At 73.8% G+C, this 24800-nt stretch carries 20 protein-coding genes; 11 read left to right on the top strand and 9 right to left on the bottom strand.

Translation table 11 applies throughout. The features are described 5' to 3' along the window. Positions 1–98 precede the first annotated feature (98 nt). The 7 genes from pdhA (ACZ60W_RS05575) (at position 99) to ACZ60W_RS05545 (ending at position 8573) form a co-directional block, all read left to right on the top strand. Positions 99–1265 carry a pyruvate dehydrogenase (acetyl-transferring) E1 component subunit alpha gene (gene pdhA, locus ACZ60W_RS05575; RefSeq protein WP_469754128.1) on the top strand — a complete coding sequence of 389 codons (1167 nt, stop codon included), beginning with the start codon at positions 99–101 and terminating at the stop codon, positions 1263–1265. After that, positions 1265–2317 carry an alpha-ketoacid dehydrogenase subunit beta gene (locus ACZ60W_RS05570; RefSeq protein ID WP_469754064.1) on the top strand — a complete coding sequence of 351 codons (1053 nt, stop codon included), beginning with the start codon at positions 1265–1267 and terminating at the stop codon, positions 2315–2317. The genes pdhA (ACZ60W_RS05575) and ACZ60W_RS05570 overlap by 1 nt, the downstream gene beginning before the upstream one ends. Next, entirely contained in the window at positions 2317–3690 is a 1374-nt protein-coding gene (locus ACZ60W_RS05565; protein WP_469754063.1) for a dihydrolipoamide acetyltransferase family protein, read from the top strand. The genes ACZ60W_RS05570 and ACZ60W_RS05565 overlap by 1 nt, the downstream gene beginning before the upstream one ends. Before the next feature lie 121 nt (positions 3691–3811). Beyond that, positions 3812–4666 carry an NTP transferase domain-containing protein gene (locus ACZ60W_RS05560; protein WP_469754062.1) on the top strand — a complete coding sequence of 285 codons (855 nt, stop codon included), beginning with the start codon at positions 3812–3814 and terminating at the stop codon, positions 4664–4666. Next, positions 4663–6465, top strand: a complete 1803-nt coding sequence (locus tag ACZ60W_RS05555; RefSeq protein WP_469754061.1) for a molybdopterin molybdotransferase MoeA — start codon at positions 4663–4665, stop codon at positions 6463–6465. Before ACZ60W_RS05560 ends, ACZ60W_RS05555 begins: the two co-directional genes overlap by 4 nt. Positions 6466–6485: 20 nt before the next feature. Next, complete coding sequence (locus tag ACZ60W_RS05550) at positions 6486–7547, top strand: potassium channel family protein (RefSeq protein ID WP_469754127.1); 1062 nt, start codon at positions 6486–6488, stop codon at positions 7545–7547. Between the two features lie 39 nt (positions 7548–7586). Beyond that, entirely contained in the window at positions 7587–8573 is a 987-nt protein-coding gene (locus ACZ60W_RS05545; protein ID WP_469754060.1) for an NAD(P)H-quinone oxidoreductase, read from the top strand. Positions 8574–8697: 124 nt separating this feature from the next. Here ACZ60W_RS05545 and ACZ60W_RS05540 read toward each other — a convergent pair whose 3' ends face one another. The 6 genes from ACZ60W_RS05540 to ACZ60W_RS05515 form a co-directional block, all read right to left on the bottom strand. Beyond that, positions 8698–9246: a bacterial proteasome activator family protein gene (locus ACZ60W_RS05540; RefSeq protein ID WP_017240334.1), complete on the bottom strand. Its 549-nt coding sequence runs from the start codon at positions 9244–9246 to the stop codon at positions 8698–8700. 97 nt (positions 9247–9343) lie between these two features. Next, positions 9344–12208: an FtsX-like permease family protein gene (locus ACZ60W_RS05535; RefSeq protein ID WP_469754059.1), complete on the bottom strand. Its 2865-nt coding sequence runs from the start codon at positions 12206–12208 to the stop codon at positions 9344–9346. After that, complete coding sequence (locus ACZ60W_RS05530; RefSeq protein ID WP_469754058.1) at positions 12205–12939, bottom strand: ABC transporter ATP-binding protein; 735 nt, start codon at positions 12937–12939, stop codon at positions 12205–12207. Before ACZ60W_RS05530 ends, ACZ60W_RS05535 begins: the two co-directional genes overlap by 4 nt. Positions 12940–13098: 159 nt before the next feature. Continuing rightward, entirely contained in the window at positions 13099–13761 is a 663-nt protein-coding gene (locus ACZ60W_RS05525) for a PadR family transcriptional regulator (RefSeq protein ID WP_469754057.1), read from the bottom strand. A 95-nt stretch (positions 13762–13856) separates the two neighbouring features. After that, positions 13857–14615, bottom strand: a complete 759-nt coding sequence (locus tag ACZ60W_RS05520; protein ID WP_469754056.1) for a hypothetical protein — start codon at positions 14613–14615, stop codon at positions 13857–13859. A gap of 136 nt (positions 14616–14751) precedes the next feature. Then, positions 14752–16419 (bottom strand): protein kinase domain-containing protein, encoded by a 1668-nt coding sequence (locus ACZ60W_RS05515; protein ID WP_469754055.1) that lies wholly within the window; start codon positions 16417–16419, stop codon positions 14752–14754. 274 nt (positions 16420–16693) lie between these two features. On the opposite strand from ACZ60W_RS05515, the gene ACZ60W_RS05510 reads away from it, so the two are divergent. Further along, positions 16694–18301, top strand: a complete 1608-nt coding sequence (locus tag ACZ60W_RS05510; RefSeq protein WP_469754054.1) for a protein kinase domain-containing protein — start codon at positions 16694–16696, stop codon at positions 18299–18301. Between the two features lie 24 nt (positions 18302–18325). On the opposite strand, the gene ACZ60W_RS05505 is transcribed toward ACZ60W_RS05510, so the two are convergent. The 3 genes from ACZ60W_RS05505 to ACZ60W_RS05495 form a co-directional block, all read right to left on the bottom strand. Continuing rightward, positions 18326–19405, bottom strand: a complete 1080-nt coding sequence (locus ACZ60W_RS05505; RefSeq protein WP_469754053.1) for a phosphotransferase — start codon at positions 19403–19405, stop codon at positions 18326–18328. A gap of 15 nt (positions 19406–19420) precedes the next feature. Beyond that, the gene (locus ACZ60W_RS05500) at positions 19421–19873 is read right to left on the bottom strand and encodes a pyridoxamine 5'-phosphate oxidase family protein (protein ID WP_469754052.1); all 453 of its coding nucleotides are present in this window, start codon (positions 19871–19873) and stop codon (positions 19421–19423) included. Between the two features lie 239 nt (positions 19874–20112). Continuing rightward, positions 20113–20772: a response regulator gene (locus ACZ60W_RS05495; protein WP_469754051.1), complete on the bottom strand. Its 660-nt coding sequence runs from the start codon at positions 20770–20772 to the stop codon at positions 20113–20115. A gap of 343 nt (positions 20773–21115) precedes the next feature. Between ACZ60W_RS05495 and pdhA (ACZ60W_RS05490) the strand changes: the two genes are divergently transcribed. The 3 genes from pdhA (ACZ60W_RS05490) to ACZ60W_RS05480 are packed head-to-tail and all read left to right on the top strand — an operon-like array spanning position 21116 to position 24736. Next, entirely contained in the window at positions 21116–22309 is a 1194-nt protein-coding gene (pdhA, locus tag ACZ60W_RS05490; protein WP_469754050.1) for a pyruvate dehydrogenase (acetyl-transferring) E1 component subunit alpha, read from the top strand. A 2-nt stretch (positions 22310–22311) separates the two neighbouring features. Then, positions 22312–23292, top strand: a complete 981-nt coding sequence (locus ACZ60W_RS05485; RefSeq protein WP_366302908.1) for an alpha-ketoacid dehydrogenase subunit beta — start codon at positions 22312–22314, stop codon at positions 23290–23292. A gap of 31 nt (positions 23293–23323) precedes the next feature. Then, complete coding sequence (locus ACZ60W_RS05480; RefSeq protein ID WP_469754126.1) at positions 23324–24736, top strand: dihydrolipoamide acetyltransferase family protein; 1413 nt, start codon at positions 23324–23326, stop codon at positions 24734–24736. Positions 24737–24800: the final 64 nt, after the last annotated feature.

Genomic DNA, 24800 nt, shown 5'->3' with positions numbered 1-24800 from the left:
CTGTAGCCAAAATGCCTCCACGACCGAACAATCGGTAGGTGAGGCGCGCCACACCCGCGCCACCCGCCTTCGGGTCTTATGCCCGCTCCCACGAGGAGGTGGACTCGTTGCAACAGCGCAGTTCGACAGTCCAAGAGCCGCCCGGTGCCGTCGAGGCCTACCGGCCGACCCCGCCGCCCGCCTGGCGTCCCCGTACCGATCCCGCCCCGCTGCTGCCCGACGCCGAGCCGCTGCGCGTGCTCGGCACGGACGCCGTGGCCGACGCCGACCCCGCACTGCTGCTGCGGCTGTACGCGGAGCTGATCCGCGGCCGCCGGTACAACGCCCAGGCCACCGCGCTCACCAAGCAGGGCCGCCTCGCCGTGTACCCCTCCACCACCGGCCAGGAGGCGTGCGAGATCGCCGCCGCCCTCGCCCTGGAGGAGCGCGACTGGCTCTTCCCCTCGTACCGCGACACGCTCGCGGCCGTCGCCCGCGGCCTCGACCCCGTGCAGGCGCTCACCCTGCTGCGCGGCGACTGGCACACCGGCTACGACCCGCACGAGCACCGCATCGCGCCGCTCTGCACGCCGCTGGCCACCCAGCTCCCGCACGCGGTGGGCCTCGCCCACGCCGCCCGGCTCAAGGGCGACGACGTCGTCGCGCTCGCCATGGTCGGCGACGGCGGCACCAGCGAGGGCGACTTCCACGAGGCGCTGAACTTCGCCGCCGTCTGGCAGGCCCCCGTGGTCTTCTTCGTCCAGAACAACGGCTTCGCGATCTCCGTGCCGCTCGCCAAGCAGACCGCCGCTCCCTCCCTCGCCCACAAGGCCGTCGGATACGGGATGCCCGGCCGGCTCGTCGACGGCAACGACGCGGTCGCCGTCCACCAGGTGCTGTCCGAGGCCGTGGCCCGCGCGCGGCGCGGCGGCGGCCCCACCCTCGTCGAGGCCGTCACCTACCGGATCGACGCCCACACCAACGCCGACGACGCCACCCGCTACCGGGCGGCCGGCGAGGTCGAGACCTGGCGTGCCCACGACCCGATCCTGCTCCTGGAGCGGGAGCTGACCGAGCGCGGTCTCCTCGACGAGGACGGCCGGCGCACCGCGGCGGAGGCCGCCGAGACGATGGCCGCGGACCTGCGCGAACGGATGAACGCCGACCCGGTGCTCGACCCGATGGACCTCTTCTCCCACGTGTACGCGGAGCAGACGACGCAGCTGCGCGAACAGGCGGCGCAGCTGCGCGCCGAGCTCGAGGCCGAGGGCGAGGGCGAGGCGTGATGACCACCGCGACGACCGGAGCGACCGGACCCGCGAAGTCCGGGACGGCCGCCGCCGGCCGGACGAAGCCCGCCACGATGGCGCAGGCGCTCCAGCGGGCGATGCGCGACGCCATGGCCGAGGACCCGACCGTCCACGTGATGGGCGAGGACGTCGGCACCCTCGGCGGTGTCTTCCGGGTCACCGACGGGCTCGCCAAGGAGTTCGGCGAGGACCGCTGCACGGACACGCCGCTGGCCGAGGCCGGCATCCTCGGCGCGGCCGTCGGCATGGCGATGTACGGCCTGCGGCCCGTCGTCGAGATGCAGTTCGACGCCTTCGCCTACCCGGCGTTCGAGCAGCTGATCTCCCACGTGGCGAAGATGCGGAACCGGACGCGCGGCGCGATGCCGATGCCGATCGTCATCCGCGTCCCCTACGGCGGCGGGATCGGCGGCGTCGAGCACCACAGCGACTCCTCCGAGGCGTACTACACCGCCACCCCGGGGCTGCACGTCGTCACCCCCGCCACCGTCGAGGACGCCTACGGCCTGCTGCGCGCGGCCATCGCCTCCGACGACCCGGTGGTCTTCCTGGAGCCCAAGCGGCTCTACTGGTCCAAGTCCGACTGGTCCCCCGAGGCGCCCGCGCCCGTGGAGCCGATCGGCCGGGCCGTCGTCCGGCGCCAGGGCACCGGGGCCACCCTGCTCACCTACGGGCCCTCGCTGCCCGTCTGCCTGGAGGCCGCCGAGGCCGCCCAGGCCGAGGGCTGGGACCTGGAGGTCGTGGACCTGCGCTCCCTTGTGCCCTTCGACGACGAGACCGTCTGCGCCTCGGTGCGGCGGACGGGCCGCGCGGTCGTGGTCCACGAGTCGGCCGGCTTCGGCGGGCCCGGCGCGGAGATCGCCGCACGGGTGACCGAGCGCTGCTTCCACCACCTGGAGGCCCCGGTGCTGCGGGTCGCCGGCTTCGACATCCCCTATCCGCCGCCGATGCTGGAGCGGCACCATCTCCCGGGCGTGGACCGGGTCCTGGACGCGGTGGCGCGGCTGCAGTGGGAGGCGGGGAGCTGATGGCCCAGGTGCTGGAGTTCAAGCTGCCGGACCTCGGTGAGGGACTCACCGAGGCCGAGATCGTGCGCTGGCTGGTGGCCGTCGGCGACGTCGTCGCCATCGACCAGCCGGTCGTCGAGGTCGAGACCGCCAAGGCCATGGTCGAGGTGCCCTGCCCGTACGGCGGTGTCGTCACCGCCCGGTACGGCGAGGAGGGCACCGAACTGCCCGTCGGAGCGCCGCTCCTGACGGTCGCCGTCGGCGGCACGGGCGCCCCGGAGGAGCTCGCGCAGGCCGCTCCGGAAGCGGCCCCCACGGCGAGCGGGTCGGCCAAGGAGGCCGTCTCCTCGGAGTACTCGGGCAACGTCCTCGTCGGGTACGGCACGGCCGGCCCCGCCGCGCGCCGCCGCCGGGTCCGGCAGTCGGGCCCGGCCGCCGCGCCGGTCGCCGCCGCCGCGCCCGTGGCGGCCCCGGTCGTCGAAGCTCCCGCACCCGCCGTGCACACCGGCCCGGTGCCCGTCATCTCGCCGCTCGTGCGCAAGCTGGCCCGGGACCGGGGCGTCGACCTGCGCGAGGTGCGCGGCTCCGGCCCCGCGGGTCTGATCCTGCGCGCCGACGTCGAGCTGGCGCTCGCCGCCCTGGAGCGGCCGGCCGCCGCGCCCGCCCCCGTGGCGGCCGTCGTTCCCGCGACGGCCTCCGCCCGGGACGCCGAGCGGATTCCGCTGCGCGGGATCCGGGGCGCGGTGGCGGACAAGCTGTCCCGGAGCCGTACGGAGATCCCGGACGCGACCTGCTGGGTCGACGCCGACGCCACCGAACTCATGGCGGCGCGGGCCGCGATGAACGCGGGAGGCGGGCCGAAGATCTCCCTCCTCGCGCTCCTGGCCCGGATCTGCGTCCACGCGCTGGGCCGGTTCCCCGAGCTCAACTCCACGGTGGACACCGCCGCCCGGGAGATCGTCCGGCTGCCGTCCGTGCACCTCGGCTTCGCCGCCCAGACCCCGCGGGGCCTGGTCGTGCCCGTGGTCAGGGACGCGGGAGCGCGGACGGCCGAGTCGCTGACCGCCGAGTTCGCCCGGCTCACCGAGGCCGCCCGGGAGTCCGCGCTCACCCCCGCGGATCTGACCGGCGGCACGTTCACCCTCAACAACTACGGGGTGTTCGGGGTCGACGGCTCCACACCGATCATCAACCACCCCGAGGCCGCCATGCTCGGCGTCGGCCGGATCATCCCCAAGCCCTGGGTGCACCAGGGCGAACTGGCGGTCCGCCAGGTGGTCCAGCTGTCGTTCACCTTCGACCACCGCGTCTGCGACGGCGGCACGGCCGGCGGCTTCCTGCGGTACGTGGCGGACTGCGTCGAGCAGCCCGCGGTCCTGCTCCGCACGGTCTGACGCGCCGTCCGGTCCGTCCCCTCCGCGGGACGGGCCGGACTTCGGTCCCCGGAGGCGGCCGGGCGTCCGGTCCGTGGGACGGGGCGGACGCCGGTGGCACCCGGCGGCCCATACTGCTCGGGTGACCACCGCATACGACGCCGTCGTGCTCGCCGGAGGCGCCGCCCGGCGTCTCGGCGGCTCCGACAAGCCCGGGGTACGGGTGGGGGGACGGACCCTCCTCGACCGGGTCCTCGCGGCCTGCCCCGACGCGGGCCGGACCGTGGTCGTCGGGGACCGGCGTCCGACGGTCCGCCCCGTCCGCTGGGCGAGGGAGGAACCGCCGGGCGGCGGCCCGGTCGCCGCCCTCGGCGCCGGTCTGCCGGAGACGGACGCCGACGTGCTCCTCGTCCTCTCCGCCGACCTTCCGTTCCTCGACGCCGCCGCCGTGGGGCGGCTCCTGGACGCGCTCGCCGCGGACCCCGCGGCCGAGGCCGCCCTCCTCACCGACGCGGACGGCCGGGACCAGCCCCTCGTCGCCGCCTACCGCGCCGTGCCGCTGCGCCGTGAACTCGACCGGCTCACACACGAGCACGGGGGTCTGGCCCACCTGCCGCTGCGCGGGCTCACCAGGTCCCTCCGGCTCACCCGGGTCGCCGCCGGCCCCCTCGCCTCCTTCGACTGCGACACCTGGGAGGACATCGCCACGGCCCGGTCCCGCATCAGGGAGCATGGGACCGTGCTGGACGAATGGATCACCGCAGTCAAGAACGAACTGGGCATCGAGCTGGACGTCGACACGGGCGTGCTCCTCGACCTGGCCCGCGACGCCGCCCACGGCGTGGCGCGCCCCGCCGCGCCCCTGACCACCTTCCTGGTCGGATACGCGGCGGCGCTCGCGGGTCCCGGAGCCGGACCGGAGGCGGTCGCCGAGGCCGCCCGCAAGGCCGCGGCGCTGGCCCAGCGCTGGGCCGCCGAACAGGACGAGGCGGGATGAGCCCCAAGGAGCCCGCCCCCGTGGCGGAGAAGCCCGGCGCCGTCCCGGCCTCCGCCGCGTCCCCCGCCGCACCCATCGCTGCCGCCGCCCTGGCCGCACCCGCCGCCGTGGCCGCACCCGCCGCCGCGCCGGACCCGGCTCCCGCCGCCTGCGCCGCGGCACCCGCGTCCCCGGCCGCTCCGGATGCCGGAGGCCCCTCGGCACCGACACCGGCGCCCGGTGCCGGTATCGGCGCCGGAGCGAGTTCCGGTGCCGGGGACGAAGCCGTCTCCGGCGGTGCCTCCGGGGCCGTCGGCGGCTCCTCCTCCGATGCCGCCGGTTCCCCCGCCGCCGTCACCCCCGGCCTCGCCTCCGCCGGGAAGGCCGGGCGGCCGCACCGGGCCACCGCGTGGCCGGAGGCGCGCCAGGCAGCCGTGCAGGCCGGGACCGCCGCGCGGGCCGGCCGCGCGGACCTGCGTGTTCCGCTGGGGCAGGCGCTGGGGCGGGTCCTCGCCGCACCGCTCACGGCCCTCACCGATCTGCCGTCGTTCGACACCTCCGCGATGGACGGCTGGGCCGTCGTGGGCCCCGGCCCGTGGGCGGTCCGCGAGGACGGCGCGGTGCTCGCCGGGCACGCGCCCGCCGCCGTGCCCGCCGCCGGTGAGGCCGTCCGCATCGCCACCGGCGCCCGCGTCCCGTCCGGGACCACCGCCGTCCTGCGCAGCGAGCACTCCCGTACCGAGCCCGCCGGGGCCGTCGCACCGACCGCGCCCGTCGCGCCCGCCGATCCCGCCGATCCGCCTGCGCGCACCGAGCAGGCCCAGCAGGCCCGCCCGACCGAGCAAGCTCAACGCACCGAGCCGGCCGAGCCGGCCGGAGCGGCGTCCGTCCGTACCGGGCTCGTGCTGCACGCGCTGCGCGAGGTCGTGCCGGGGCAGGACATCCGGCCGCGGGGCCAGGAGTGCCGAACCGGCGACGTGCTGCTCTCGGCGGGCGTGGCCGTGACGCCCGCCGTGCTGGGTCTCGCCGCCGCCGCCGGTTACGACGCGCTTCCCGTGCGGCCCCATCCCCGGGTGGAGATCCTGGTCCTCGGCGACGAACTGCTCACCTCGGGACTTCCCCACGAGGGGCTGATCCGCGACGCGCTCGGTCCGATGCTCGGGCCCTGGCTGGAGGCGCTCGGCGCCGAGGTGCTGGCCACCCGCCGGATCGGCGACGACGCCGAGGAGCTGTACGCGGCGGTCACCGGCTCCGCCGCCGACCTGGTCGTCACCACCGGTGGCACCGCCGCGGGACCCGTGGACCACCTCCACCGGGTGCTCGACCAGGCGGGCGCCACCCTCCTCGTCGACGGCGTGAAGGTCCGGCCCGGCCACCCCATGCTGCTCGCCCGCCTCGACGGCGATGCCGAGCGACCCGCGGGCACCCGTCACCTCGTCGGCCTCCCCGGCAACCCGCTGGCGGCCGTCTCCGGGCTGCTCACCCTCGCCGAGCCGCTGCTCGCCGCCCTCACCCGGGCGGGCACCCCGCCCACCGGCGCTCCGGGCCCGCCCGTCTCCGGTGCGGCCGGCGTGCCCGTCGACGGCGAGGTGCACGGGCACCCGCACGACACCCGGCTCGTCCCGGTCGTCCGCCGAGACGGGCGGGCCTTCCCCCTCCACTACAACGGGCCGGCGATGCTCCGGGGCATCGCCGGGGCCGACGGCATGGCCGTCGTCCCGCCCGGCGGCGCGCGGCCCGGCCAGGTGCTGACCGTCCTCGATCTTCCGTGGCCGACGACGGCGGGGGCCGTCCCGGTCCAAGGAGCGTGTTTCACGTGAAACTTCCCAGCCGTGACGTGATGGCCCGGCACGCCGACGAGAAGCTCTCGGGCCCGCGGGTCAGGCTGCCCCGGCGGGTCGTGGAGCGGCCGCTCCGCCAGGTGGGCAAGCGCCTGCTGATGGCGCTCGGCGTGCTGATACTGACGGTCCTGATCGTCTACGTCGACCGCGCGGGCTACCACGACAACGCCAACGGGACGCTCGACTTCCTCGACTGCGTCTACTACGCGACCGTGACGCTCTCCACCACCGGATACGGCGACATCGTCCCGTACAGCGACTCGGCGCGGCTCGCCAACATCCTGCTCGTCACGCCCCTGCGCGTGCTCTTCCTGATCATCCTGGTCGGCACCACTCTCGAGGTCCTCACCGAGCGGACCCGCGAGGAGTTCCGGCTGAACCGCTGGAGGTCCACCTTGCGCGACCACACCGTCATCGTCGGCTTCGGGACGAAGGGGCGGTCCGCGATCCAGACCCTCTGCGCCACCGGGCTCCACAAGGAACAGATCGTCATCGTCGATCCCTCCAGCAAGGTGATCGAGACGGCCAACGCCGACGGCTTCGTCGGGGTCATCGGCGACGCGACCCGGAGCGACGTGCTGCTCCGTGCCGAGGTGCAGCGGGCCCGGCAGATCGTCATCGCCACCCAGCGCGACGACACGGCGGTCCTGGTCACCCTGACCGCCCGGCAGCTCAACCGGGGCGCCAAGATCGTCGCCGCGGTCCGCGAGGAGGAGAACGCGCCGCTGCTCCGCCAGTCCGGTGCCGACGCGGTCATCACCAGTGCCAGCGCCGCCGGCCGTCTGCTCGGCCTCTCCGTGCTGAGCCCCAGTGCCGGCACGGTGATGGAGGACCTGATCCAGCAGGGCTCGGGCCTCGACCTCGTCGAACGCCCGGTGACCAAGAGCGAGGCCGGGAAGAGCGTGCGGGAGACCGGGGACCTGGTGGTGAGCGTGCTCCGAGGCCACCGCCTGCTCGGTTACGACGACCCCGCGGCCAGCCCGCTCCAGCTGACCGACCGGGTGATCACCATCGTGCGCGCCGCACCGGTGACCCCGCTCTCCACGCCGCCGGACGACTGAGCCCGGGGACGGCGGGGCGGCGGGAGTAGCCTCGCCGCCATGTATGCGATCACGATTCCGGAACCCGGTGGTCCCGAGGCCCTGGTCTGGGCCGAGGTGCCCGATCCCGTACCCGGCGAGGGCGAGGTCCTCGTCGAGGTGGTGGCGAGCGCGGTCAACCGCGCCGACCTCCTCCAGCGCCAGGGCTTCTACGACCCGCCGCCCGGCAGCTCCCCGTACCCCGGTCTCGAATGCTCGGGCCGCGTCGCCGCCCTCGGCCCGGGGGTGTCGGGCTGGTCCGTCGGCGACGAGGTGTGCGCGCTGCTCGCCGGCGGCGGCTACGCAGAGAAGGTCGTGGTCCCGGCCGGCCAGCTCCTGCCGGTGCCGGAGGGCGTCGACCTGGCCACGGCCGCGGCGCTCCCCGAGGTCGTCAGCACCGTCTGGTCCAACATCTTCATGATCGCGCACCTGCGGCCGGGCGAGACGCTCCTCGTGCACGGCGGCGCGAGCGGGATCGGCACCATGGCGATCCAGCTGGCGAAGGCGGTCGGCGCACGGGTCGCGGTCACGGCCGGTGGCCCCGCGAAGCTGGCGCGCTGTGCCGAGCTGGGCGCGGACATCCTCATCGACTACCGCGAACAAGACTTCGTCGAGGAGCTGGCCAAGGCGACGGACGGAGCGGGTGCGGACGTCATCCTGGACATCGTCGGCGCCAAGTACCTGGAGCGGAACGTGAAGGCGCTGGCCGTGAACGGCCGGCTGGTCATCATCGGACTCCAGGGCGGGGTGAAGGGCGAACTGAATCTCGGCGCGCTCCTGTCGAAGCGCGCGGCCGTCATGGCGACCACCCTGCGTTCCCGGCCCCTGGAGGAGAAGGCGGCGATCGTGGCCGCCGTCCGGGAGCACGTCTGGCCCCTGATCGGCGCCGGCACGGTCCGCCCGGTCGTCGACCGCGAGGTGCCGATGGTGGAGGCCGCCGAGGGGCACCGCGCCCTGGAGTCCGGCGGCCACGTCGGCAAGGTCCTGCTGCGCGCCCCCCAGGACTGACCGCACCGGGACCGCCCGACGACGAGGGGCCCGGCACACGGATGTGTGCCGGGCCCCTTCGCGCGGAACCCTCGGGTCGTGCCCGGGGCCGTCAGGCCACGGGCACCTCCCGATCGCGTGCAACCTACAGGTACGGTCCCGAGCGGACCGCGTGGCCGTGACCGCGGTCGTCGTCGTCATCGTCGTGGGAGGCGCCCGGCGGCAGCGCCCTGCGCATCTGCTCCAGCTGCGCGCGGGCCGCCATCTGCTGGGCGAAGAGCGCGGTCTGGATGCCGTGGAAGAGGCCCTCGAGCCAGCCGACCAGCTGCGCCTGCGCGATGCGCAGCTCGGCCTCGGAGGGGATCGCCTCGTCCGTGAAGGGCAGCGAGAGCCGTTCCAGTTCCTCCACCAGTTCGGGGGCGAGCCCGTCCTCCAGCTCCTTCACGGAGCTGGCGTGGATGTCCTTGAGCCTGACACGGCTGGCCTCGTCGAGAGGTGCCGCACGTACTTCCTCCAGGAGCTGCTTGATCATGCTGCCGATCCGCATGACCTTCGCAGGCTGCTCGACCATTTCCGTCACCGGGACCTCGCGGGGTTCGTCGTCGCCCTGAGTGCCGCCGAGCGCCATCCCGTCCTGTCCCACGATGAGGACCTGGGGGCTCTCCTGCGACCTGTCATTCCTCGGCATCTCCATGCCGCCATTCTCTCGTACACATGCCTCAACAGACGGTGTGCCCCTGTACGAGGGTGATCCACCCTTGTACAGGGGCACAGGACGCGAACGGGGACGGTCAGGTCGCCTCACGCCGGGCCATGGCACCGCGCGAGCGGGTCACCAGGGCGGCGAGCAGGGCGGCGCCCAGCGGGACGGCGACGAGCAGGCCCGCCAGGGTCTCCCACGGGATGACGATCGGCAGGTCGGGCAGGACGGACTCGCCGGTCCAGCCCTGGGCCAGGTTCTCCTCGTAGAACCGGATCTGTTCGCGCTGCTCGGTCAGCCGCAGGCCGACCGCGGGCAGGATTCCCGCCGCGGAGCCGAGGACCACGCCCATCGCGGCGACGACTCCGCACTGGAACCCGCTGAGCGTGCGGCGGACCCGGGGCGGGGCGCCGACGGCGGCGAGCGTCTTCAGGTCGGCCTCGGCGTCGGCCTGGGCGAGCCCGGTGGCGATGCCGGCGGCGCCGATGGTGACCAGGCCCGCGAAGATGGCCAGCGACAACAGGATGATGCCGTTCTTGTTGACGAAGCCCTCCTCCAGGTGGAGCTCCACCTGGCTGCCGAGCTTGGCGATCTCGCCGTCGAGCTTCTGGCGCTGCTCGCTGTCCGGGAGCCGGTCGGTGCTCACGTACAGGCCCAGCGGCAGGGTGGAGAGGCCGGCGGCCTTGGCGGTGGCCGGGGTCATCAGGGCCTGGACGCCGAAGGACTTCGTGGCACCGGGCACCACGTAGGCGGGGACGGAGCTGATCGCGCCGGGGGCGGGAAGGCCCTTCTCGGACGCCTTGTCGGCGGCGGCGAGGTCGGTGACCTGCTTGATCCCCACGGTGTTCTTTTGGTCGACCAGGGCCCGGTTGAAGACGACGATCTTGCCGTCGGCGAGGGCCTTGACGGTCGCGGGGGCGTCGATGCCGAGGATGCCGAGGAGCTTGGCGTCGCCGACGAGCAGACCGGAGTCGGTGATGTACATCCCGCTGCTCGCGGAATCCTTGCACCGCCAGTCGTCGGTGAGCATCTTCCGCCGCTGGTCGGGCGTGAAGCGCTCGGAGGCGTCGCCGCCGCCCGGGATCGTCGCGTACAGCGGGCACTCGTTGGCCGGGGGGACGACGACCTCGTAGCGGCCGCAGCCCGGTTCGCTGCCCCAGGGCGCGCAGCCGGGCTTGCCGACCGAGACGCGCTCGACGTCGGCGCGGGCGTCGACCGGGAAGGTGCGCTGGACGGCCTCGCGGACGGCGGGGACGTCCCGGCCCCCCTCGTCGGTGACGAAGGCGGAGGCGACGCCGTACGGCAGCTTGGCCTCGTACGCGGCCCGGTTCTCGGCCTCGTTGCTGGCCATGTAGGTGGAGACGGCGACCGTGCCCGCGACGGCGGCGAGGACGGCGGCGACGGCGGGGGCCGTGCGGCCCCGGTTGCGGACGGCGTCGCGCAGCGCGAGCCGCGGCGAGAGCGGGAGCCAGCGGCCGGTCCGCCCGAAGAGGCCGACCAGGGCCGGGGTCATGGCGACGACGCCCAGCTCGGCGAGGGCGGAGCCGCCCGCCACGATGATGAACTGCTGGCTGACCATCGAACCGAAGAGGGCGATGGCGCCGCCGATGAGCAGGGCCGCGAGGCCGATCAGGGGCAGCACGCGGCTGCTGCGGCGGATGCCGCGCCGGCCGGTGAGCGAGGCGAGCACGGTCTGCCGGGAGGCGGTGATCGCGGGGACGATCGCGGCCAGCAGACCGGTGAGGACCGCGAGCGCCGCGATGCCGAGCAGTTCGAGGGGCCGGACGTGGAAGGCGCCGAACCGCTGGCCCATCGCCTCTTCCAGGATCGGCTGCAGCGCCAGCGTCAGGAGCAGGGCGAGGACGGTGCCGGTGACGGCGGCCGCGACACCGATGACCAGGCCGCCGCTCAGGACGATGGCCCGGATGTGGCTGCGGGCACCGCCGTTGGCCCCGACCAGACCGAGCTGGCGACGGGAGCGCCGGGCGCCGACGGCGAAGGCCGGGCCGGCGAGGAGGCAGACCTCCAGCATCGCCAGGCCGACGACGGTGCCAAGGGCCGCGAGTTCGGCCGCCTGGGCCGCGGTGCTCTGCTCGTAGACCCCCCAGCTCTCCTTCTGGTAGAGCGGCACCTCGGACCTGGCCGGCGGGTCGAGCAGCACGACGCGGGAGGTGACGGTCACGCCCTGGGTGTTGATCTTCTGGACGTCGTTCCACGTGAAACCGCCGGCCTTGCGCACCAGATAGGAGACGCTCGGCGCGCTCGCGTTCAGACCGGCCTTCTCGACGGCCTTCGCGTACGGCGCGAGGAAGGCGCCCGGCAGGGCGTTGATCTGATCCGTGGCGAGGGCGTCGGGAAGTTCGTAGGCGCCGACGATCCGATAGGTGCGCTCGAAATTGCGGGCGGAAAGGGTCGAGCCCACCGACAGGCCGCTGGTCTCCAGGAAGTGCGAGGTCGCCATGACCTCGTCCGCCTTCTCCGGGTAACGACCCTCCAGGAGGGGCATGATGCCGCGTGCGATCGGGTCGCCGGCCTTGAGCTCACGCACATCGGTCAGCAGCAGACCGTGGGCCGTCGTCACCTTGGCCGACCCGGTGCCGTCGGTGAGGACGGTGGAGCCCGCGGGGATCGTCCGGGTGACGTCGGTGGGGCCGCTCGGCCACGGCTCGTTCTTGTAGTCCTTGGCCGGGGTGTTCATCTCGCCGGTCTCGTCCTGGAGGACGGGTACCCCGCCGAAATCGGCGTCGCGGAAGCGGGCGTCGGCCGCGCCTATCGATCGGCCCGCCTTCTCGGAGGCGGAGAGCTCCGAGTTGCGGATGGTCAGGTCGAGGGCGCTGACGCCCAGGATGGGCAGGGCGATCATCGCGAGGACGAGGGCGCTGCGGCCCTTGGAGCGCCAGGCGTCGCGCCGGGCGATGCGGATCGCGGCCCGCCAGGAGTGGAACCAGGTCTTCACGCTTCGGCCACCTGGCCCGACAGGAGGGAGTCGGCGTCGCTGCGCACGGTCTGGTCGACGATGGCGCCGTCCCGGAGGAAGACCACGCGGTCGGCCCAGGCCGCGAAGCGCGGCTCGTGGGTGACGAGGACGCCGGCGGCGCCCGCGTCGCAGCGCGAGCGGAGCAGGGCGAGCACGGATTCGCCGGTCTCGGAGTCGAGGGCGCCGGTGGGCTCGTCGGCGAGGACGAGGCGGCGGTCGCCGACCAGGGCGCGGGCGATGGCGACGCGCTGCTGCTGGCCGCCGGACATCTCGTCGGGGAAGCGCTCGGCGAGGTGGCCGAGCCCCATCTCCTCCAGGGCGGCCAGGGCCTCGACGCGCGCCTTGCGCGCGGAGACCCCGTCCAGCTCGCGGGGGAGGGCGACGTTCTCGGCGGCGGTGAGCGCCGGGATGAGGTTGTAGTCCTGGAAGACGTAGCCGATGCTCCGGCGGCGCAGGGCGGCGAGTTCCTTGACGCCGGCGGTGGTGATGTCGGTGTCCTCGACGATCACCCGGCCGGAGCTGGGGGCGTCCAGGCCGCCCGCGATGGTGAGCAGGGTGGACTTCCCCGAGCCGGACGGGCCCATGACGGCGACGAGTTCGCCCGGGTAGACGGCGAGATCGATGCCGCGCAGTGCGTGCACCTCGGTGGCGCCCGCGCCGTGGACGCGGGTCAGGTTCTGGAGTTGCAGCACGGGCTGCTGTGTGGACATCGAGGGGTCCCCCCTTGGAACGTGCGCGGCGTCGGCCGGGCACGGGGTGTGCGGTGGAAGGTGGTGGGCCGGCGGTACGGGCGGCGCCGGCGTGCGGTCGGCGCGGCCGGGTCGTACCGGCGTGGATCGTGCGGGGAGCGTCCGGTGCGCTCCGGGGTGTCAGGCGTGTGGGACGGTCGGGGCGGCCGCCGCGGCGGGAGCGCCGGGAAGGGCCGCCCCGGGCGGGACGTCGGCCCCGTCGGGGCCGGTGCCGTGAGCGGCGGCGGCCTCGGCGGCCGTCGTCGACAGCCGGATCAGCCGGGCCTCGCAGTGGTCGAGCCAGCGGGCCTCGGCCTCCGTCTGGAAGATCAGCTGCTCCAGGACGAGCAGCCAGGCCACGTCGTCCCGTTCCCGGGCCCCGCCGCGTTCGACGGCGGCGAGGGCCTGTGCCTTGAGCCGGGTGTAGTCCTGCATCGCCTTCACGGTGTGCCGGCGCTGGGACTGGATGACGTCACGGATGTCGACGGACGGTGCGCCCACGGCCATGGCGAGCTTGATGGCCAGCTCGTCGCGGGCGGGGCTGGTGCGGTCGACGGGCTTCTCGAACCAGGTCCTGAGTTCGGTGCGCCCGTCGTCGGTGATCGCGTAGAGCGCGTGGCCGGCCGCGTCCTCGCCGCTCTGGGCGACCATGCCGTCGCGCTCCAGACGGTTCAGGGTCGTATAGACCTGACCGACGTTCAGCGGCCAGGTGGCGCCCGTGCGGGACTCGAACTCCGTGCGGAGCTGAGAGCCGTAGCGAGGGCCGCGTTCGAGGAGGGCGAGGAGCCCGTGGCGGATCGACATACTCAGTATGTATACCGGGTATGCCGTCGCGGACAACCGTCCTGAGGGGGAAGCGGAGCGTCCGTCGGAAGGGGGACACGAGGGCCCCCGGGCGCTCAGCGGCGGCGCATCCGGAGGCCGAGGAAGCCGATCCCGAGCCCCATCAGCGCCAGCCCCGCGCCCAGGGTGAGGACGGGAACGCGCTGGTCGCCGAGGGTGGAAGAGGCTTCCGGCGCCATCCGGGCCCCGGTGGCGGGCAGGCTCGCCCGCGCCGCCTCGGGTACCGGCGCCTCCTCCTCACGTACCCCCTCGTCCGCCTCCTCGACGGCGTCGGGCCGGCCGGCGTCTGTAGCGGTTTCGGTACGAGAGGCGTCCGGCGAGGAGGCCGCGGCGCTCTCCTCCCCGGCGGTCTCGGTGCGTCCGGGACGCGGACGCCCCTCCCCGGCCGGACGCCCCGCGAGCGAGGCGGAGCCGCTGGGGGCGGGGGCGTCGGCCGGGCCGGTCTCCGGCGCCGCCACGGGACCCGGGGCGGCGCCGTCGCCGCCCGCCGTACCGGTCGGCGCGGGCACCTGGTGACCGGGCCTCCCCGGCCTTCCGGGTCTGCCGGGCCAGGGGCGCCAGGGTGCCGCGGTGGCGCCGTCGGTCGCCGAGGGCGTCGCGGACGGCGGGGCGGAGGAGGAGGGGGACGACGCGGTGGGCGCCGACGGGGTGGTGCCGGTCGCGCCGGGCCCCGGCGCCGTGGTGCCCACCGGGAAGCCCGGCGGGTCCGCGGCATGGGCGAGGGGCGCGGCCCAGACGGCGCACGCCCCGACGAACACGCAGGTGAGAGCGGAGCCGAAGGCTCGCGCCCGAGCCCTGCGGAGTACTGGAGTCACCGGGTGACCCCCTCCCGTGCCGAGCCGCGGTGGTTGTCGACTCAGCGTCACATGTCGGGAGGTTTCCGGCATCCGGGCGGGCGCGGGGGGAGTACCGCGCACGCCCGGGGCGGCGTACGCGGCGGCGCCGGCCGGGCTACTGCGGCGGGTTGCCCGTCGAGACCTTCAGGGTGAACTCGGCGTCCTTGTCGGTGATGTCCTCACCGGCCGGCGGGTACTGCTCCAGGACCGTGCCCTCGCCGTAGGTCGACTCGTCCACCGGCGTCTGGGTCGTGATCTTCCAGCCGGCCTTCTGCACGCAGTCCTTCACCGACTGGATGTTCTTGTAGGTGAAGTTGGGGACCTCGAACTTCTCGGGGTCCTCGTTCGACTCCGAGGGCTGCGTGCACTTCTTGACGTCGATGGTCTTGGTCAGGTCCGGGCCCTTGTGACCGGGGGCCGCCGTCTGGTTCGTCCCGGTGCCGCCGGTGCCGCCCGCGTCGGTGCCCGGGTCCTTGTCGTCCAGGTTGAGCGCCACCAGCAGACCGCCGACGGCCAGCAGGGCGACGACGATCGCGCCCACCAGCACCGGGGTGTTCCTGCGGGAGCCGCCGCGCGGGGCGGGAGCGGACGTCGACGTGTACGGCGCGGGGGACGGCCCGGTGGCGTACGGCGCCGGCGTCGGGGCCGAGGAGTACGGCGCGGGCGTGGGCGCCCCGGCGTACGGGGCCGGCGTCGGCGCCTGCTGCGGGTAGCCGTACGACGGGCCGGGCGCCGGGGTCGCGTGACCGTACGGACCGGGCTGCGGCGTCGGTGCCCCGTACGGCTGCTGCACCCCGTGCGGGGTGGGCGGCGGCGTCTGGCCGACGGGCGGGAAGACCGCCGAGCCGACGCCGGCGCCGCTGCTCACCGGACCGCCCTGGACGATCACCGGGGCGCCGGTCTGACCGGCCGACAGCACCCGCAGGCACTCGTCGCGCATCGCCGCGGCGCTCGGGAACCGCTCGTTCGGGTTCTTCCGCAGCGCGCGGGCGACGAGCGCGTCCATCGCCGGGGTCACCGCCCGGTTGACCGTGGACGGGGCGACCGGCTCCTCCTGCACGTGCGCGTAGGCGATGGCGAGGGGGGAGTCGGCGTCGAAGGGCAGGCGGCCCGTCAGCAGCTGGAAGAGCATGATGCCGACCGAATAAAGGTCGGAGCGGGCGTCCACCGCGCGCCCGAGGGCCTGCTCGGGGGAGAGGTACTGGGGGGTGCCGACGACCATGCCGGTCTGCGTCATGGAGGTGACGCCGGACTGCATGGCCCGCGCGATGCCGAAGTCCATGACCTTGACCACGCCGCGCTTGGTCTGCATCACGTTGCCGGGCTTGATGTCACGGTGGACCAGCCCCATCTCGTGGCTGACCTCCAGCGCGGCCAGCACGTCGGCCGTCACCTTGAGCGCCTTGTCGGCCGGCATCGCCCCGTACTGCTGCACGTCCGAGGCCAGGACCGAGCCGAGCGGCTGCCCCTCCACGTACTCCATGACGATGTACGGCATGACGGCGCCGTCGAGGGTGTCCTCGCCGGTGTCGAAGACCGAGACGATGTTGGTGTGCGACAGCTTCGCGACGGCCTGGGCCTCGCGGCGGAAGCGCTCGCGGAAGGACTGTTCCCGGCCGAGTTCGGTGTGCAGCGTCTTGATGGCGACCTGGCGGTCCAGGGCGCTGTCGTAGGCCAGGTACACGGACGCCATGCCGCCCTCGCCGAGAAGATCGCGCAGCTGGTACCGGCCGCCCGCGACCGAACCGCCCGCATAGCGGCCCTGTGCGCCGTCCTGGCTCATCTGTGCTTCCCCCTACGCGCGCGTGCGGCGTTGATCCGGAATTTCTCGGCCAAGTCTGCCCGAGGGCACTGTCACGTCAAGCCGGGTGCCCGTTCCGTGACCCTCCGCACAGGAAGGTCCCCGGCCGCCTTTCCGCGGCGGCCGGGGAATGTCCTCGAATTTGCACAGGTGTACGGGTGCGGGGTTGGATGGCCGGTCCATCTCGGACCGTGAGGTCGCACGGAGCCTGTAGCGTGACGACTGGACACGGCACGACAGACGACGGCGAGGACTGATGGCACCCGAATCCGGAGCAGGTGGAGGTGTGCCGGACGCGGCAGCGGAGTCCTGGGGCGTCGGCGGTGTCGTCGGCGACGGCCGCTACCGGCTGACGCACCGTCTGGGCCGCGGCGGTATGGCGGAGGTCTTCGCCGCGGAGGACGTACGGCTCGGCCGCACGGTCGCGGTCAAGCTGCTCCGCGCCGACCTCGCCGAGGACCCGGTCTCCAAGGCCCGCTTCACCCGCGAGGCACAGTCGGTCGCCGGTCTCAACCACCACGCCATCGTGGCCGTGTACGACTCCGGCGAGGACCTGGTGTCCGGCCGGCCCGTGCCGTACATCGTCATGGAGCTGGTCGAGGGCCGCACCATCCGCGACCTGCTGCTCAGCGCGGAGGCACCCGGGCCCGAGCAGGCCCTCATCATCGTCTCCGGCGTCCTGGAGGCGCTCGCCTACTCGCACCAGCACGGCATCGTGCACCGCGACATCAAGCCGGCGAACGTCATCATCACGCACACCGGCGCCGTCAAGGTCATGGACTTCGGCATCGCCCGCGCCCTGCACGGCGCGCAGTCGACGATGACCCAGACCGGCATGGTCATGGGCACCCCCCAGTACCTCTCCCCCGAGCAGGCGCTCGGCAAGGCCGTCGACCACCGCTCCGACCTGTACGCGACGGGCTGCCTCCTCTACGAACTCCTCGCGCTGCGCCCGCCCTTCACCGGCGAGACGCCGCTTTCGGTGGTCTACCAGCACGTGCAGGACGCGCCGGTCCCGCCGTCCGAGGTCACGCACGGCGTGCCTCCGGAGCTCGACGGCCTGGTGATGCGCTCGCTCGCGAAGGACCCGGACGACCGGTTCCAGAGCGCCGAGGAGATGCGCGGCCTCATCCAGTACGGCCTGCAGATGCTCCACCAGCAGGGCGGCCACACCGGCACCTGGAACACGGGCCCGGTCGACCTGCACGACGGCGGGCGCACCCCGGCCGGCGGCATGGCCGCGACGGCCATGATGGGCCACCCGACGCACGGCGAGACCGCGCAGGGCCCCCTCCTCCCGCCGATGAACCCCGACGACGGCGGCTACGGCGGCTACGACGGCGGCACGGGCGGCACCGGGGGCTACGGCCAGGACGGCGCCTACGGTCCGCAGGGCAACGGCAACGGGGGCCGCGGCAAGCTGTGGCTCTTCGTCGCGCTCGCGCTGATCGCGGTCGTCGCCGGCGTCGTGTACGCGGTCGACAAGGCGGGCGGCAAGGGCGGGGACGTGAAGCCCCCGACGACCGTCTCCAACCAGCCGTCGACGGCCTCCGAGGAGCCCACGCCGTCGGAGGAGCCCTCCGACGAGCAGTCCCAGGACGGCTCGTCGACCGACGGCTCCTCGCAGCAGCCGTGGACGCAGCCGCCGACGACGGAGCCCACGTGGGAGCCGTCGCAGACCGACGAGCCGACGGACACGCCCACGACCGTCCCGCCGAAGACGATCACGCCCACGGGCACGCCGTCGCGGACGACCGAGCCGCCCACCGACCCCACCACCGACCCGGGGACCGACCCCACGGAGGACTCGGGCGGCGGCGGCAACCCGGGCACCCCGCCGACCGGCGGCGGCGCCACGGGCTGACCCGCCCGTCCGGCGGGGTCCGCCTCAGCCGGCGAACGCGTCGCGGACCGCCTCGTACTCACGGGTCCACCAGACCGCCAGGGCCGACACCGCGGGAAACTGCGGGTCGGCCCTTCGGTCGTGCAGCTGGTAGCGCCAGCGCAGCGTCCAGAAGTCGTTCAGCCGCTCCCACCACACCCGGTGCGCGGCCGCGGCCATCTCCCGGCCGCAGGCCCCCGTCGCGCGCCGGTACGCCCGCGCGTAGGGCCGCACCTTCTCCAGGGCCAGCTCGCCCCCCGGCCGTACGAAGAAGATCGCGGCGGCCCTGACCGCCTCCTCGGCCCGGGGGCGGACCCCGAGCCGGTCCCAGTCGACGATCGCGGCGGGCTCGGCGCCCCGGTAGAGCAGGTTCAGCGGGTGGAAGTCGCCGTGCACCCAGCCCGCGGCGGCGGCGGGCGGGGGCCGGCGGTGGGCGTGCTGGGCGAGCAGCCGGCGCCGCTCCCTGAGCCGGTGCTCGGCGAGCGCGTCGAAGCTGTCGCGGGGGCTTTGCGCCTGGACCAGGCGGATCAGCTCGTCGATGGCGAGGAAGGTGTCCGGGAGGTCGGCGCTGGCGCGGCCGCCGTCGTCGGATCCGCCGTCCGTCCCGGGCTCCATCACCCGGTCGAGGGCGGTGTGGACCCGGCCGAGGAGGGTGCCGAGGCGGCGTGAGCAGCCCGCGCTGAGCTGGGCGCCGTCGCGGTGGCGGCCCTCGATCCAGGGGTGCAGGGCGTAGCAGTGGCCGTCCACGACGGAGACCGTCCGGCCGGCGGCGTCGGCGAGGGGCGGGGCGACGGGCAGCCCGAGGGCGTAGAGGCGCTGGGTGGCGCGGTGCTGCCGGACGATCGTCGCCCGGTCGGCGGTGGGCGCGTCCAGGTGCTGTTTCAGGAAGTAGGTGCCGCGGGTGGTGGTGAGCCGGAACCCGCGGTTGAGCAGGCCCTCGGTCACGGGCCGGCAGGACAGGGGCTCTCCGGCGTGCCGGTGGCGGCGCAGCAGGGCGCCGACGGGCGGGGTTCCGGAGGGGCGGGGCGGCCGGCCGTGGGGTAAGGCGCCGACGGGCCGGGAAGCGGGTTCAGATGAGCGCGGCACCGGCCAAATGTTAGATCACGCTACGTGGTGGAGGTGTCGCCTTACGGAAGCGCTGCCGGTGAGGGTGGCCGGCGTCTCGTTCGCGTAGTCGAGGGCGTGCACCGTCACGAACTGCGGTTCGATCCGCATGTAGACCGGGTCGAAGGGCTCGCCGTCCACGAGCTCGGGCTCGGCCCCGAAGGCCGCGAGCTCCGCGTCGGTCGGCTCGACGATCTCGGCGGTGCCGGTGAACTGCACGGACCAGAGGTGCTCCGACCCGGAGTCGAAGTTGTCCGCCCCGTACGCGACGACGCTGCCGTTGCAGGCGCGGTGGTAGCCGAGACCCCGGTGCAGCCGGAGCAGCACGCGGTCGTCGGCCACGATGTGCCGGGCGGGGGCGACGAACGGCATCGCCCGCATGCTCGTCGCCACCCGGCCGTAGGACACGCGGCGGAGGAGCTCGATGGCGCGGATCTCGTCGGTGGACATGGTTCCACTCTCCGCCACCGGCACCCTGTCGGAAAAGGGGCCCCTGCCCCGGTTTCGCGGGGACGTAGGTCCCGAAGACGACCACGGCCCGCCGCCGGAGACGACCACGGCCCGTCGCCGAGAACGGCCAGGGCCCGTCGCGCCCGCACCCGGAGAGGCCAAGGCCCGTCGCGCCCGCACCCGGAGAGGCCGGGGCCCGGCCGGCGCGCGCCCGCGCACCGGCCCGGAGCCCCGGTGGGTCAGTGGCGCTCGGCCTGGAGCCGGGCCACGTACGCCGCGGCCTGCGAGCGCCGCTCCATGCCCAGCTTCGACAGCAGGCTGGAGACGTAGTTCTTGATGGTCTTCTCCGCCAGGTGGAGCCGCTCGCCGATGACCCGGTTGGTCAGGCCCTCGCCGATCAGGTCCAGGATCTTGCGCTCCTGCTCCGTCAGGTTGGAGAGCTTGTCGTCACCCTTCGGGTTGTTGCCGTCGCGCAGCCGCTCCAGGACGCGGGCGGTGGCGACCGGGTCGAGCAGCGACTTGCCGGCCGCCACGTCCCGTACCGCGTTCAGCAGCTCGTTGCCCCGGATGGCCTTGAGCACGTAACCCGAGGCCCCGGCCATGATCGCGTCGAAGAGGGCCTCGTCGTCGGCGTACGAGGTGAGCATCAGGCACTTGACCGACTCGTCGTGCGAGCGGATCTCGCGGCAGACCTCGACCCCGCTGCCGTCGGGCAGCCGGACGTCGAGCACCGCCACGTCGGGGCGGGTCGCGGGGATCCTGACCAGGGCGTCCGCCGCCGTGCCGGCCTCGCCGACCACCTCGATGTCGTCCTCCACGGAGAGCAGCTCGTGGACGCCGCGCCGGACGACTTCGTGGTCGTCCAGCAGAAATACCCGGATTTTTCCATCTTCGCGCACGCAGCCAGTCTCACATATTGGCTCTTCCCGCGCCCGGGGTGCGCGGGATAACGTGCCCGTTGTTCCGGCGGCCCCCCAAGCCGTTGCCGACGCGCTGACCAGCCGCTGTTCCCCCTTTTCTCGATTTACTTGGAAATCCAAGCAAAATCGCAGGTCAAGTGGGGTTTCGCGGGAATGCTGCGCTGTGGGTAACGTGCCTATGACAGGGGCGCTCGCCGGGGCACCTGTCACGCCCGACCCCGGCCGCGTCGCACCCACCCCGTGCGAAGGGTACGGATAAGGCGGAGAGCCGCACTGGCCTTACCGGCGAACCCGGGGGCCGGACCGACGGAGGAGCACGCACGTGACCGTGGAGAGCACTGCCGCGCGCAAGACGACGCGACGCAGCAGCGGCACCAAGCGCACCGCTAGCGCGAGCACCAGCACCACCAAGAAGACGAGCACGCGCGCCGAGGCGGACGCTGTGGAGCCCGAGCTCGTCCAGCTGCTGACGCCCGAGGGAGAGCGCGTCCAGCACCCCGATTACGACATCGACCTCAGCGCCGAGGAGCTGCGCGGTCTCTACCGCGACATGGTCCTCACCCGTCGCTTCGACGCCGAGGCCACCTCCCTCCAGCGCCAGGGCGAGCTGGGCCTGTGGGCCTCGCTGCTCGGCCAGGAGGCGGCCCAGATCGGATCCGGCCGCGCCCTGCGGGACGACGACTACGTCTTCCCGACCTACCGCGAGCACGGCGTCGCCTGGTGCCGTGGCGTCGACCCCACGAATCTGCTCGGAATGTTCCGTGGCGTGAACCACGGTGGCTGGGATCCGAGCAGCAACAATTTCCACCTGTACACGATCGTGCTCGGCTCGCAGACCCTGCACGCCACGGGTTATGCCATGGGCATCGCCAAGGACGGCGCGGATTCCGCGGTCCTCGCGTACTTCGGCGACGGCGCCTCCAGCCAGGGCGACGTGAACGAGTCCTTCGTGTTCTCCGCGGTCTACAACGCCCCGGTCGTCTTCTTCTGCCAGAACAACCAGTGGGCCATTTCCGAGCCCATCGAGAAGCAGACCCGCGTCCCGCTCTACCAGCGCGCCCGCGGCTTCGGCTTCCCCGGCGTCCGCGTCGACGGCAACGACGTCCTCGCCTGTCTGGCCGTCACCCGGTCGGCGCTGGAGCGCGCCCGCCGCGGCGAGGGCCCGACCCTCATCGAGGCCTTCACGTACCGGATGGCCGCCCACACCACCTCCGACGACCCCACCCGCTACCGCCGCGACGCGGAGCGCGAGGAGTGGGAGGCGAAGGACCCGATCCAGCGCCTCAAGGCGTACATGGAGAACGAGGGCCACGCCGACGCGGCCTTCTTCGAGGAGCTGGAGGCGGAGAGCGAGGCCCTCGGCAAGCAGGTCCGCGAGGTCGTGCGCGCCATGCCCGTCCCGGAGCACATGGCGATCTTCGACAACGTGTACGCGGACGGGCACGCGCTCGTCGACGAGGAACGCGCGCAGTTCGCCGCCTACGAGGCGTCCTTCGCGAACGGAGAGGCCGAGTAATCATGGCTGTACAGAAGCTTCCCCTCGCGAAGGCGCTCAACGAGTCCCTGCGCAAGGCCCTGGAGACCGACCCCAAGGTCGTCATCATGGGTCTGGACGTCGGCAAGCTCGGCGGCGTCTTCCGGATCACCGACGGTCTGCAGAAGGACTTCGGCGAGGACCGCGTCGTCGACACCCCGCTCGCCGAGTCCGGCATCGTCGGCACCGCGATCGGCCTCGCCCTGCGCGGCTACCGGCCGGTCGTGGAGATCCAGTTCGACGGCTTCGTCTTCCCGGCGTACGACCAGATCGTCACGCAGCTGGCGAAGATCCGCGCCCGCTCGCTCGGCACCGTGAAGATGCCCGTCGTCATCCGCATCCCCTACGGCGGCGGCATCGGCGCGGTCGAGCACCACTCCGAGTCCCCCGAGTCGCTCTTCGCGCACGTGGCGGGCCTCAAGGTCGTCACCCCGGCCAACTCCTCCGACGCCTACTGGATGCTCCAGCAGGCGATCCAGAGCGACGACCCGGTCATCTTCTTCGAGCCCAAGCGCCGCTACTGGGACAAGGGCGAGGTCGACACCGAGGCCATCCCCGGCGAGCTGCACAAGGCCCGGGTCGCCCGCGAGGGCACCGACCTCACCCTGGTGGCCTACGGCCCGATGGTGAAGACCTGCCTCGAGGTGGCCGAGGCCGCCGCCGAGGAGGGCAAGTCGCTGGAGGTCGTCGACCTCCGCTCGATCTCCCCGCTGGACTTCGACACCATCCAGGCCTCGGTCGAGAAGACCCGCCGCCTGGTCGTCGTCCACGAGGCGCCGGTGTTCTTCGGCTCCGGCGCGGAGATCGCCGCCCGGATCACCGAGCGCTGCTTCTACCACCTGGAGGCCCCCGTCCTGCGGGTCGGCGGCTACCACGCGCCGTATCCGCCGGCGCGCCTGGAGGAGGAGTACCTGCCGGGTCTCGATCGCGTGCTCGACGCCGTCGACCGCTCGCTGGCGTACTGAGGAGAGCACCGTGACGATCCGCGAATTCAAGATGCCCGACGTGGGCGAGGGCCTCACCGAGGCCGAGATCCTCAAGTGGTACGTGCAGCCGGGTGACACCGTCACCGACGGCCAGGTCGTGTGCGAGGTCGAGACGGCCAAGGCCGCCGTCGAGCTGCCGATCCCGTTCGACGGCACGGTCCACGAGCTGCTCTTCCCCGAGGGGACCACGGTCGACGTCGGCCAGGTCATCATCTCGGTGAACGTCGGCGGCGGCGCCGCGCCCGCGGCCGAGGCCCCGGTGGCCGAGGCGGCTCCGGCCGCGGCCACCCCCGCCCCCGCCGTCCCGGCGGCCGAGGACGACGAGCCGAAGGGCCGCCAGCCGGTTCTCGTCGGCTACGGCGTGACCGCCAGCTCCACCAAGCGCCGCGCCCGCAAGGCGGTGCCGGAGACGGTGGGCGCACCCGCGCCCGCCGCCGTCGCCGCACCCACGCCCGTCGCGGTCTCCGTGCCGGAGCAGCTCAACGGGCACGCGCCGGCCGGCGCCCGCCCGCTGGCCAAGCCGCCGGTCCGGAAGCTCGCGAAGGACCTCGGCGTCGACCTGGCGACGGTCACCCCGACCGGCCCGGACGGCGTCATCACCCGGGACGACGTCCACGCGGCGGCGGCTCCGGCGTCCGCGCCGGCCGTCGAGGCCCCGGCCCCCGTGGCGGCCCCCGCCCCGGTCGCCGCGCCCGCGGCGGCCCCGTCGGTGTCGTCCGACGCCCGGGAGACCCGTGTGCCCATCAAGGGCGTACGGAAGGCCACGGCGGCGGCGATGGTCGGTTCGGCCTTCACGGCCCCGCACGTCACCGAGTTCGTGACCTTCGACATCACGCGCACGATGAAGCTGGTCGAGGAGCTCAAGTCCGACAAGGACATGGCGGGCCTGCGGGTCAACCCGCTCCTCCTCATCGCCAAGGCCGTGCTCGTCGCGGTCCGGCGCAACCCGGAGATCAACGCCGCCTGGGACGAGGCGGCGCAGGAGATCGTCCTCAAGCACTACGTGAACCTGGGCATCGCCGCGGCCACGCCGCGCGGTCTGATCGTGCCGAACATCAAGGACGCGCACGCCCAGACCCTGCCCGAGCTCTCGAGGTCGCTGAGCGAGCTCGTCGCCACCGCTCGCGAGGGCAAGACGACACCGGCGGCGATGCAGGGCGGCACCTTCACCATCACCAACGTCGGCGTCTTCGGCGTCGACACCGGTACGCCCATCCTGAACCCCGGCGAGTCCGCGATCCTCGCGGTCGGTGCGATCAAGCTCCAGCCGTGGGTCCACAAGGGCAAGGTGAAGCCCCGCCAGGTCACCACGCTGGCCCTCTCCTTCGACCACCGGCTGGTCGACGGCGAGCTCGGCTCCAAGTTCCTGGCCGACATCGCCGCGGTCCTGGAGCAGCCGAAGCGGCTGATCACCTGGGCGTAGTCAGCGGGTTCGCCCGTTTCACGTGAAACATCCGGCCCCGTCCACGATGTGGACGGGGCCGTCT

This window comes from Streptomyces sp. NPDC104202 (assembly GCF_055584185.1).
Note: the sequence above shows the minus strand (reverse complement) of the source record. Positions and strands in the feature narration are given on the sequence as shown.